Here is an 11,818-nt window from a genome sequence, read left to right as displayed (position 1 = left end):
AAAAGGCCTTCTTATGGGCCGATGCGGCGGGTGTTGGCATACATGTAAGGGGCCCGCCTTGGACTTCATTTCGACTCGCGACCCAGAGCGCACGCCGCACAAGTTCTCAGACATTCTCCTGGGAGGTCTCGCTAACGACGGTGGCCTCTACCTGCCGGTCGAGTACCCACAGGTTGACGATGCCACTTTGACGCGTTGGCGCTCCGTGCTTGTCGACGACGGTTACGCAGCCTTGGCTGCAGAGGTCGTCAGCCTTTTTGTGGACGACATTCCACTGGAGGATTTGCGCGGTATCTGTGCACGGGCGTACACCTACCCGAAGTTCTCCGATCCGGATATTGTGCCGGTGACGAAGCTGGAAGATCAGCTCTACATCGGTCACTTGTCCATGGGCCCCACAGCGGCATTCAAGGATATGGCGATGCAGCTGCTCGGTGAGTTCTTCGAGTATGAACTGGCTCGTCGTGGCGAGACCCTGAACATCCTCGGCGCCACCTCTGGTGACACGGGTTCCTCGGCCGAGTATGCAATGCGCGGCCGTGAGGGAATCAGCGTGTTCATGCTAACTCCGGCTGGTCGAATGACCGCGTTCCAGCAGGCTCAGATGTTTGGTCTGCAGGATGCCAACATTCACAACGTCGCCCTCGACGGTGTCTTCGACGATTGCCAGGACATCGTTAAGGCGGTCTCCGGTGACTTGGAGTACAAGGCCAGCCGCCACATTGGCGCAGTCAACTCCATCAACTGGGCTCGCCTGATGGCTCAGATCGTGTACTACGTCTCCTCGTGGATTCGTGTCACTGGCGGCAACGGTGCTGAGGCGAACAACGCGCAGAAGGTCAGCTTCAGTGTGCCGACCGGCAACTTCGGTGATATTTGCGCCGGCCATATTGCGCGCCAGATGGGTGTGCCAATTGACCGCCTGATTGTGGCTACCAATGAAAACGATGTCTTGGATGAGTTCTTCCGCACGGGTGCCTACCGCGTGCGCAGCGCTGCGGAGACTCAGGCTACCTCTTCCCCATCGATGGATATCTCCCGCGCGTCTAACTTCGAGCGTTTCATCTTCGATCTGCTGGGGCGCGATGCTGAGCGCACTGCAGACCTCTTTGGTGTCAAGGTCAAGGAGGGCGGCTTCTCTCTTACTGCTGATCCGATCTTCCCGGAGGCTTCTGCCCAGTACGGTTTCCTCTCCGGTCGCTCGACTCACGCTGACCGCGTCGAGACCATCAAGGACTGCTGGGAGCGCCTAGAGGTCATGGTCGATCCGCACACCGCTGACGGCATCCACGTCGCCCGCGGCCTGGTAGACCAGGTATCCACCCCAATTGTCTGCCTGGAGACCGCTCTGCCGGTAAAGTTCTCCGAGACCATCCTGGAGGCCACCGGACGCGAGCCGGACTGCCCGGAGCGTTTCGCGGACATCATGAATGCCCCGCGCCGCGTTACTGAGCTGCCGAATGATGTCGATGTGGTGAAGAAGTTCATCGACGACAACGTGGCTTAAAACCGGGCATAGCCCAACCTCCCCCCCATCCGCGCAGCAGCGATGTGGAATAGTGCCCTCTTTTTTAAGGGCAAACGGCATTATCTTGGGCTATAGGGCTGTTATTACCCCCGTGATTATCTCACAATTGTTCACATGAGTTTCACTCGAGTTAATAGCCGTCCTATGCCCCACGCGCCCGCATCTTCCCCGCAGGAAGGTTCCCAAAAGACAACCACGGTCTCGCGGGCGCTGGCCGACACACTGGCCCAGCACTGCGACCACTGCTTCGGTCTCATCGGCAACGCGAACTCCCACTTCACGTCAGCCCTTACTGAATCGGGATTCGGCTACTCCTCCGTCCGACACGAATCGGCTGCTGTCGGGGCCGCCGATGCATTCCACCGTGCAGGTGGAGGGCTTGCCATCGCGACCGCCACTTGCGGCGCAGGATTTACCAATGCGCTAACCACTCTGGCCGAGGCTCGAGTAGCCCGTATTCCGCTAATTTTTGTCGTCGGCACGCACCCGGAACGCCCACGTCCCTTTGACCTTAATCAGGCGGCGCTCCTCGACGCCCTCGACGTCTGTCATCGCACCGTTACTCCCGAGTCCGCGCTTGACGACGCAAACTTTGCGGTCCAGCACGCACTGAGTTCTCGGCAGCCTGTCGTGCTGCTGCTCCCCTATGACATCCAAGAAGCACCGATTACGGCATCTGCGTCTGAAACACAGTCGGCTAACCAGGAACATCTGCACACGGGCCGACCAGAATGGCTGGAGTCAACTGTCACGTCGCTGGCCGAGGAACTGCAGACTGCCCGTCGCCCTCTCATTATTGCTGGTAGAGGTGTGCTGCTCTCTGATACCGCAGAGCTAGTCCGCCGCATCGGGGACAGCGTGGGGGCACTGTTTATGCACTCAGCGATGGCTCGTCATGTGCTTTCCAGTCCGTGGCAGATTGGCACCGTGGGCGGTTTTGCGCATGCGTGGCAGGTGGAGCTAGCTCGACAGGCCGATGTGGTGCTGTTCCTGGGAGCAAGCTTTAACGCTTTCCAAAACCGTGGCGGCAACATGTTTGCACCGGACGCGAAGATTATCCAGGTTGTCGACGAGCCCCATCCCGCTGCTCAGCCGTCGGTGACACCGCTATTGGCTAAGTTGGAGGAACTTCTGCCCGTACTGGCAGAGCAGCTGGAGAAGCCCCGGGCGTCGTCAAGCACATGGCGTGCGGAGTTGAAGACACTGCCGACGACAGCGGAGGTCGAGTCGCTGACGTGCGCGGATGGCCGGTTGGATCCGCGGGCGTGCCTGCAGTATCTGAATCGTATCCTGCCCAATCAGCGCGCTGTGTGTACTGACGGTGGCCATTTCCTGGGGTGGGTTCCGAAATATCTTGATGTGCCTGGTCCGCAGCAGCAAGTGATTGTGGGCACGGCGATTCAGTCAATTGGTTTGGGCATGGGGTCACTTGTCGGCCTCGCGGCGGCACGCCCCAAGGACTATTGCGTGCTAGTCGCCGGTGACGGTGGCGGCACGATGGGTATTGCGGATTTACCTGCGGCGATTGAGCAGCTGCGGCGTGGTCGTGGCGGTTGCGTGGTGTTCATTAACGATGCTGCCTATGGCGCGGAGCTGCACCAGTTTGGCGATGTCGGGTTGGACACCTCGTCCATGGAGATTGCCGACTACGACTTCGCCGCAGTCGGACGTGCCTATGGCGCTCACGGTTTCAGTGTCGGCGAACCTGAGGACTTTGCCCAACTCGACGCCTACTTCCATGACGTTTCCAACTCCGATGAGGCTTCCGTTGCCGTAATTGATTTCAAGGTCTCACGGCTGGTGGTCGCGGACTTCGTGAAGGAAGTTCTGGCTAAGGCACAAAGGTAGTTTGCCGCAGGCATGATCGGGGCCATCTAGGCCCCGGTGCGACCCCTCTTCAGGCCGGTTGGTTGATGGGGTCTACAATGTGGCGAGTGGTAAAGCAGCGTAACGGTAAAGATCAGATTTCATCAACAGATCAGCCCGCCACAGCGGTGGCAAAGGACCCGCGCGAGCACGTCACTGGCCGCGCGATTGCCGTCTGGCTGGCGGCGCTGATTACCTACATCGTTGCCATCGTCGGCCGCACCTCCATGGGTGTCGCTGGCGTCGAGGCGCTCGATCGCTTCCATATCAACGCCTCCCAACTCGCGCTGTTCACCGCCGTGCAGGTTGGCGTCTACGCCCTGGCGCAGATTCCGACGGGCATCATCATTGACCGCGTCGGCGCCAAGAAAACGATGGTCGTGGGCGCACTGATCATGGCGCTGGGCCAGGTCATCATCGCGTTTACGACATCGTATCCGCTGGCTGTCATCGCTCGTGTGTTCATCGGCGCCGGCGATGCCACCGCATTCCTCGGTGCGATGCGACTGCTTCCCGCGTGGTTCCCACTGCGCGTCACTCCGCTGTTCACGCAGCTCACGGCTGGTCTTGGCCAGCTCGGCCAGTTCATCTCTGCGGTCCCGTTCCTCGCGATTCTGCACGCCGCGGGGTGGGTGCCCGCGTTCTTGTCGCTGAGCACCGCGGGTCTTCTCATCGCTATCGTAGGCATGATCGCGCTTGCCGACGTCCCGGAGAACTCCTCCACAGCCAAGATGTCACTTCGTAAACGCCGCGCCGCCAAGAAGGCCGCGAAAACGGCTGCCGATGGCGGAGCCTCTGCCGCAGCCGATGAGAAACTAACTATCGGCCAGACTCTGAAGATTGTGACCACTCACCCGGTGTGCTGGCAGGGTTTCTTCACTCACTGGACTGGTTTGATGCATCAGTGCATCTTCACATTGCTGTGGGGCATGCCTCTGATGATGCTGGGTATGGGTCTTAAGCCCTCCGAGGCCAGTGTGGTGCTGGTCGTTAACACGCTGTCAGTAATTATCGCCGGGCCGTTGATGGGCATGGTCTCGGCACGCACCGGCCGCGACCGTATCAAGGTTGTTGTCGCAATCGCGTTTATCAACATGGCCGTCTGGATTGTGTTCCTGGCACCGAGCAACCCACCAGCGTACTGGGCAATTATTGTAGTCAACATCCTAATGGCCGGTCTTGGTGCAATGTCCAACTTCGGCTTTGACTCAGTGCGCGAAGAGGTCGATCGCAAGGTACTCGCCACCGGCACTGGGTTGGCGAATATGGGCGGTTTTGTGGCCACCATGCTCGCTGCACAAGGTGTCGGCTTCCTGCTGGATATTGCAGCTCCCGATGGAAATTACACCTGGGAGACCTTCCGCATTGGCTGGTTGGCTGTCGTCGGTGTGTGGGTGATTGGTTTCGTTGGCCTGCTGGTGGCAAAGCGTGCGGCGGCACGCTTTGCCGCCCAGCAAAGCCGTTTTGAGCTGGAACCTACGGAGTAGGAACTACAGGAAGTCGAGAGACGGAGCGGCTAGAACAGCGAAAGCTGCTCTGGTCCTTCCAGTCCCTCCGAGTCATCCGAGTCCTCCGATCGCCCAGAGGAGTCTGCGCGGCCGCTATCCGCCGTGCGTTCGCTGCCATCGGTCTGAGCACCATGGGAAGCGCGCTCACCGGTGTCAGTTTCGGAGGCTGCGTTCTCCGGGACGTCGTCAAGCGAAGGCGTTGATGCTACGGCCTCACGCTCATACATTTCCTGCAGCTTCTCGGTCTTGGTAATGCGGACTAGCTCGGCGTAGATGACCAGCTTCATAGAACTATTGACCAGTGGCCCCAGCTGGGAAAACAGGACATCGACATCGCCGTCAACCGCGAGGCAAGCGCGACGCAGGCTCTCCTCGGAAATAATCCAGCGAGAAGTTTCCGCGCAGGTTTCGCGGTCGCCGATGAAGTCCAACGCGAGGGCAACCTGGTTGCTGGCGACGCCATCCAATGTGGCAGCCAGGCGCTCGTTAGGTGCGGCATCCTTGAACAGGCGGGCAATCTGGACTGCCTCCGCCGTCGGCACCTGGCCAGCGGCATACTCAGCGATGAGTTCGGCCATGCGCTGAGCACCGACGTGCTGATCAGTCAGCCAGATGTCGTGCAAGGCATACATGATGGCCATGGCTTGCCAGGAGGCGTGCCCATGATAGAGAATGCCCAAGATGCCGGCCTGCTCCAGCAGCCAACCGACCATCGCTTCCCCATCGGCGCCATTGCGAGCGCAGAGGTTGTCGACATTCCAAGCCATATGCCCTTCGACGCAGCAGCCATAGAACTTCTGATCTTCCTCCAGCTGCGCGGCCAGTGACACTACTTCACGCGCGGCATACGGGTAGCCGTAGGCAAGGGTGGCATGCGACAGATCATCGACGCCCATGGTCACCCACGGAAACTCGCCGTGCCACGGACCGCGACCAACGAGGAAGCCCGCCGCGAGATACGCCCATCGGGTCGAGGCATCAGCGTTGTACCAGTACTGCAGTGCGCGCGGCGTCGGATGCCCGCTGTCAGCGTGAATCAATCCCGCGTTGACCAGCATCTCCACAATCCAGGGCGCCGCGAAAGCACTCGCCCCTATTGACGCTGCGAAGTCCTGAATCCACAGCAGGCTCGATTCCTCATACATGTGCAACGGGTCCTTCAGACGTCCGTCGCCGCTGCCCGCAGCATCCATAAACGCCGAAGCAAACGCCACCGCAGCCACCGAAGCTTCGGTCAATTCCTTTGACTCCAGCGTTGCCGGGAAAGACTCCGTCGGATGCGGCTTACGAATCGACCACATGTCGCCCTTGAGCGCCAACGCGACTGCGCCCACCAGGCGGGCAACCACTGTCGATTCGTTGCGTGCTTCCGATTCTTGCTCAAATGTCGGCATCGCCGGTTCTTCTAGCACAGTCAGCAGCAGACGCTCTTCGGCCCAGCGCACCGCGTCGGCACGTAGTTCAGACCACATATAGGAGGGCAAGTACTTCTCGTCGGTTGCCATCCAGCGCAGCTCATTGCGAATATCCACCGGAGCTGTCATCACCAGAGCCCGCACCTTCACCGGATCGCAGAGGAAGCCTGCAATGTGCTCCACCTGGCGAGCCTGCACATTCCGCACCGTTAAATCGCTGGCGTTCAGAGCTCGCGATGTGCCCTCTCCCGGCGCGTTATCCGGCTCCAGCCCCATGCGCTCCATACGGCGACTCAGCACATCCGCTGGCATATTCGCCACCAAGTCGGCGACGCGGAAACTGAGGCTCGGTTCCGCCGGGAACACCTCCGAAATATGTGGTGGCACATGCCACACGCCCGCCGGTTCCTCCCACACGAGCCCCTGGCGCTGGCCACGGCGTAGCACATGCTCAAGCTGCTGCTTGCCGACGCGACGACGCTTGCGGTCAACGCCCTTCGGCGTATCGTGCGCCATCACGTCCGCATCCGATGCCCAATAAGCCACTTCTGTGAGGGTATCCAGCGATGCGGAATCCTCCAGAATATGAACCAATTGGGCCACATCGAGAACATCGGGATCACAAAAAGACAGCGCCGTATGCGCTGAATCCTGTGACATCAGCAATTCCACCGCCTCTTGTCCAGCAGCTGAGGTGTCAGCTGCTGGACACGTGCGGCTCAATAAAAAACGCAGGTCAGTGCCATCTAGGTTGAGAATGAAATCCTCATACCTAGGGCGTACCGAGTAATCGACGTTGCGTTCCATAGCCCACCATTATGCCCGGTCGCCGTGCTAAGACAAAGGCTGCACCCCGCTGCCACATAATGAGCCTCGCAGCGAGGTGCGGCAGACCTCTGCCCGGCCTACTCGTGGTCGGGGTTCTCCTCACCCCAAAACACACGATTGACGACACGGCTGGAGTGACGAGTCAGACGCAAATAGTGCTCAATAAAACCGTTGGAATCCGATGCTTCCCACCCCGCCGCACCTGCGACCTGAGTCAGCTGACGCCCCGGCTGTGGCAGCTGATCCGTGCGTTTACCACGCGTGAGCACCAGCGCATTGCGAGCATTCGTCGCCATCAGCCAGGCATCCCGAAGTGCGTCGGTATCCTCCTCATCTAGAATTCTGCGGTCTTTCAGCACTTCCAGACACTCCAGTGTCGACGTGTTGTGCAACTCCGGCACTTCGTGGGCATGCAGCATGATTAGCAGCTGCACAGTCCATTCAATATCGGTCAGTGCACCGGAACCGAGTTTGGTGTGGGTACGCCGATCAGCTCCGCGAGGCAGCCGCTCGGAATCAACACGCGCCTTCATACGACGGACATCGCGGACCATCTTGGCATCAGCTCCGCCCTGTGGGTACCTCAGCGGATCGATGGCCTTAAGGAAGCGGGTGCCCAGGTCTTTGTCGCCGGCAATCCAGGTAGCCCGTAGCAGTGCCTGAATCTCCCAGGTTTCACCCCAGCGCTCGTAGTAGGTCACATAGGAATCCAGGGTCCTGACAATCGGGCCCGAGCGTCCTTCTGGGCGCAGGTCCACGTCGACCTCCAATGGCGGGTCCTGGCTTGGCTTTGCCAGCCGACGACGCAACGAGTCACAAATCCTGGTTGCCCACTTGACCGCCTCGGAATCGTCGACAAGCGGCGCTCCATCGGCGTCCTTGCGGGGTTCACAGATGAACATCACGTCGGCATCGGAGCCGTACCCCAGTTCAGCACCGCCGAGTCGCCCCATACCAATCACGGAGATAACGCCCGGGACCTCCGAGTCAGGATGCTCCAGCGACCATGCACGGATTTCGGCGGCAAGGGCAGCTTCGAGCACGTTGTCCCACACCATCGACAGAGAGTGACAGACCTCTTGCACATCCATCAGTCCGAAGAGATCTGCGGAGGCAATGCGCGCGAGCTCTGCACGGCGCAACGCACGTGCCACACCAATGGCCTTAGCTGGACTGTTGTGTCGGGCAGCCGCTGCGACCAGCGCACGCCCGACTGCATCGGAGTCGGTATTCAGAAGCTTCGGCCCAGATGCACCGTCGCCGAACCGTTTAATTACGTCCGGCGCACTCATAATCAGATCAGACGCGTACGGCGAAGAACCGAGCACACGCATCAGCCGTTGGCCGACGACGCCCTCATCGCGCAGCGTACGCAGGAACCACGTTTCGTCGTGGAGCTTCTCAGAGAGCTTGCGATAATTGAGCAGACCCGCGTCGGGGTCTGGCGTCGACGATAGCCACTCCATCAGCGTCGGTAGCAGCATCGCCTGAATACGCGACTTGCGCGAGGTGCCCGCCGCCAGCGCAGAAAGATGCTCGTAGGCGCGATCCGGGTACTGATAGCCCAGCGCGGCCAGCTGGCGCTTTGCCGCATCGGCCGATAGCTGCAGGGTTCCAATGTCCTGCTCCACCACGGAGTTCAGCAGTGGACGGTAGAAAAGCTTGTTGTGCAGGGAGCGGATCTGTGAGCTGGCCAGTCGAACCTGCTTGGCCAGCGGTTTGCTGGCATCGGTGCCGCCCTCACCGACGATGCCAGAGGCGCGACCGAGCCACTGAAGAGCTTCGGTGTCGTCGTCGGCAGGCAACAAATGCGTCCGCCGCATCTTTTGCAGCTGCAGGCGGTGCTCCAGCAGACGGACGAACTCGTAGGCGTTAATCAGCGCGGCACCGTCTTCGCGACCGATATAGCCAGCCTCGACAAGTGCGTCGAGTGCCATCACAGTTGGCAGCACGCGGAGGCTATCGTCATAGCGACCATGGACCAGCTGCAGCAGCTGCACCGCGAACTCGACATCACGCAGACCACCGCGACCGAGCTTGAGCTCTCGGTAGCGAAGCTCTTCGGGGACGTTTTGGACCACACGGGCGCGCATGCGTTGAACATCATCGACGAAGGATTCCCGCTGAGAGGCGGTCCACACCATCGGAGCTAGAGCATCGATGTATTCGCGGCCCAGCTCGATATCGCCTGTCATCGGCCGCGCCTTCAGTAACGCCTGGAACTCCCAGGTTTCGGCCCAACGCTTGTAGTAGGCGACGTGGGAATCCACGGTGCGTACGAGTGCACCCGACTTACCCTCCGGTCGGAGATTCGCGTCGACCTCAAAGAAGCAGTGGCAAGAAATCCGGATAAATTCGCTGGCCAAACGGGTGGCTCGGGCATCCGCCGGCTCTGCGACGAATATGACATCCACATCGGAGATGTAGTTCAGCTCTTCCGCACCGCACTTGCCCATGGCGATTACGGCCAGGCGTGTTGAGACCGGCGACGAAGGAAAGACCTGTTGCACCGCGACAGAGAGTGCAGCCGTCAACGCCGCATCAGCCAGATCACTGAGTGCCTCCGAGACCTGACGGAATGGGACTTGTGGCTGTCCCGGACGGCGAGGACCCCGTGGATACGTGCCAGCCAAGTCGTAGCACGCAATACGCATGATCAAGTCGCGGTAGGCGCACTGCATCGCAACTTCGGCCTCACGGCCGGTTAGCTTCGCACGGTACAAACCGGGGCCTTCAAGCGTGGCGGGCGCAACGACGGGGTTGCGATACTCGGGATCCTCCTGCTTTTCCAGACTGGCCTCATCAGTGAGTTCGATGACCTCGGGCACAGCCCCGACGCTGGAGAGCATCTCGCGGAACATGTCTGCCTCAGTTGGAAACTCAGCTTGGAGCAGAACCCACTTTTCTGGGTGTGCAACCAGGTGATCGCCCAGTGCACTCGAGCCGCCGAGCAGCGCAAACATACGCGTACGTAGCGGCACCTGCTCGCGCATGGCTTCATCGAGACCGGACCAGGTGGCCCAGTTCTCCAGCTTTCCCTGCTGCTCCAGCTCGTCGAGAGCGCCTTTCAGCCGCACTAGCGCCATAAGCGCCAGCTTGGGGTCGCTGGCTCCGGCAAGACCCCACAACAGATGTAGGGACTCCTCGTTGTACCACCCCAAATCTTCCAGGTCAGCCCGCGTCCGATCGTCGTTACGCAAGCCCAGCGCTGCGGGCCGCGGCACTGATTGGCGAGATGTGCGAGGTCGATTCATCACCATTGAAACTGGTCACCCAAAAAACAAATTAAAGACGAAAAAGGAAGGGGGCGGTACGGGGAAACTAGTAATCCAGAGTTGTGCGCAGCTCCCACTGCGTCACCTGACGCTGGAACTCGCGCCACTCGCGCCACTTATTGAGCAGGAAGAACTCGTAGACATGGTCACCGAGAGCATCGGCCACCAGATCGGAGCGTTCCATCTCCTGCAGCGCCACCTCCAGGGATGTCGGCAAATCGCGGTAGCCCATCGCACGTCGTTCCCGCTTGGTCAACTCGGAGATGTTGTCCTCTGCCTGCTCCGGAAGCTGGTAACCCTCCTTAATTCCCTTCAAACCGGCGGCCAAAATCACCGAGTAAGCAAGATACGGGTTACAGGCCGAGTCCAAGGAACGAATTTCCACCCGGCGCGAATGTGCCTTACCCGGTGAGTACATGGGCACACGCACGAGAGCCGAGCGGTTGGCCATGCCCCATGTCGCGGACGTCGGAGCCTCATCGCCAAATGCCGTGCGCTTGTAGGAGTTGACCCACTGATTGGTCACAGCGGAAATTTCGCTGGCGTGAGTCAGAATGCCGGCAATGAAACCCTTTGCGGTGTCGGAGAGCTGGTTTTCATCATCCGGGTCGTGGAATGCATTAGTGTCCCCTTCAAAGAGGGAAATATGAGTGTGCATGCCATTGCCCGGCAAATCCTGGAAAGGTTTCGGCATGAATGTCGCCTGCACACCGTTTTTCATTGCGATCTGCTTAATGATGTAGCGGAAAGACATCACGTTATCCGCCATAGTCAGCGGATCGGCGTAGCGCAGATCGATTTCCTGCTGACCCGGCGCATTTTCGTGATGGGAGAACTCCACAGGGATTCCCATGTCTTCCAACACCGTGATCGCTTCTTGGCGAAAGCGGGGTGCGCGGTCGTAGACCGCCTGGTCAAAGTAACCGCCATTGTCCGTTGGCACCGGCGGCTTTCCATCAGTAGCCAGGCTCTCTACTAGGAAAAACTCAATCTCCGGGTGGATGAACGCGTGGAAGCCCTCGTCGGCAAGCGCCTTAATTTGGCGGCGCAGCACCTGGCGTGGATCTGCCCACGACGGCTGACCGTCGGGCATGACGATGTCGCAGAACATGCGCGCGGACGTGATTGTGTCTTCTTTATGCAGACGCGGCATGACCTGGAACGTCGAAGGATCCGGTTGCGCGATAGTGTCAGCCTCGGAGACGCGGGAAAAGCCCTCCACCGCGGAGCCATCGAAACCAATGCCCTCTTCAAAGGAGCCCTCGAGCTCAGCCGGTGCGACGGCAACGGACTTCAGATACCCCAAAATGTCGGTAAACCACAGACGGATATAACGGATATCTTGCTCTTCGATTGCGCGGAGGACGAATTCCTGCTGACTGTTCATACTTTCCAACG

6 protein-coding genes are annotated in these 11,818 nt (G+C 59.8%); 3 read left to right on the top strand and 3 right to left on the bottom strand.

Annotation, left to right across the window (positions count from 1 at the left end):
• Positions 1-58 precede the first annotated feature (58 nt).
• From thrC to HMPREF2849_RS09475, 3 genes are all read left to right on the top strand, one after another.
• The gene (gene thrC / locus HMPREF2849_RS09485; RefSeq protein WP_049189589.1) at positions 59-1,507 is read left to right on the top strand and encodes a threonine synthase; all 1,449 of its coding nucleotides are present in this window, start codon (positions 59-61) and stop codon (positions 1,505-1,507) included.
• 135 nt (positions 1,508-1,642) lie between these two features.
• Entirely contained in the window at positions 1,643-3,376 is a 1,734-nt protein-coding gene (locus HMPREF2849_RS09480) for a thiamine pyrophosphate-binding protein (RefSeq protein WP_246822150.1), read from the top strand.
• 77 nt (positions 3,377-3,453) lie between these two features.
• A complete protein-coding gene (locus HMPREF2849_RS09475; protein WP_070862916.1) occupies positions 3,454-4,881 on the top strand; it encodes an MFS transporter in 1,428 nt (475 codons plus the stop codon).
• A 29-nt stretch (positions 4,882-4,910) separates the two neighbouring features.
• Here HMPREF2849_RS09475 and HMPREF2849_RS09470 read toward each other — a convergent pair whose 3' ends face one another.
• The 3 genes from HMPREF2849_RS09470 to HMPREF2849_RS09460 all read right to left on the bottom strand — a co-directional run bounded on the left by HMPREF2849_RS09470 (position 4,911) and on the right by HMPREF2849_RS09460 (position 11,807).
• The gene (locus HMPREF2849_RS09470; protein WP_070862915.1) at positions 4,911-7,124 is read right to left on the bottom strand and encodes a hypothetical protein; all 2,214 of its coding nucleotides are present in this window, start codon (positions 7,122-7,124) and stop codon (positions 4,911-4,913) included.
• Between the two features lie 98 nt (positions 7,125-7,222).
• The gene (locus tag HMPREF2849_RS09465; RefSeq protein ID WP_070438619.1) at positions 7,223-10,405 is read right to left on the bottom strand and encodes a bifunctional [glutamine synthetase] adenylyltransferase/[glutamine synthetase]-adenylyl-L-tyrosine phosphorylase; all 3,183 of its coding nucleotides are present in this window, start codon (positions 10,403-10,405) and stop codon (positions 7,223-7,225) included.
• A 61-nt stretch (positions 10,406-10,466) separates the two neighbouring features.
• The gene (locus HMPREF2849_RS09460; protein ID WP_005511085.1) at positions 10,467-11,807 is read right to left on the bottom strand and encodes a glutamine synthetase family protein; all 1,341 of its coding nucleotides are present in this window, start codon (positions 11,805-11,807) and stop codon (positions 10,467-10,469) included.
• Positions 11,808-11,818 lie beyond the last annotated feature (11 nt).

The organism is Corynebacterium sp. HMSC073B01 (assembly GCF_001838255.1).
In the GTDB taxonomy this organism is placed as follows: domain Bacteria; phylum Actinomycetota; class Actinomycetes; order Mycobacteriales; family Mycobacteriaceae; genus Corynebacterium; species Corynebacterium jeikeium_D.
This window is presented reverse-complemented; position numbering and strand designations above follow the sequence as displayed.

What these genes read in the sequence shown, in the direction of transcription:
- HMPREF2849_RS09480 (WP_246822150.1), top strand. Translation starts at nt 1,643, where the DNA reads ATGAGTTTCACTCGAGTTAATAGCCGTCCTATGCCCCACGCGCCCGCA.
- HMPREF2849_RS09475 (WP_070862916.1), top strand. Translation starts at nt 3,454, where the DNA reads ATGTGGCGAGTGGTAAAGCAGCGTAACGGTAAAGATCAGATTTCATCA.
- HMPREF2849_RS09470 (WP_070862915.1), bottom strand. Translation starts at nt 7,124, where the DNA reads ATGGAACGCAACGTCGATTACTCGGTACGCCCTAGGTATGAGGATTTC.
- HMPREF2849_RS09465 (WP_070438619.1), bottom strand. Translation starts at nt 10,405, where the DNA reads ATGGTGATGAATCGACCTCGCACATCTCGCCAATCAGTGCCGCGGCCC.
- HMPREF2849_RS09460 (WP_005511085.1), bottom strand. Translation starts at nt 11,807, where the DNA reads ATGAACAGTCAGCAGGAATTCGTCCTCCGCGCAATCGAAGAGCAAGAT.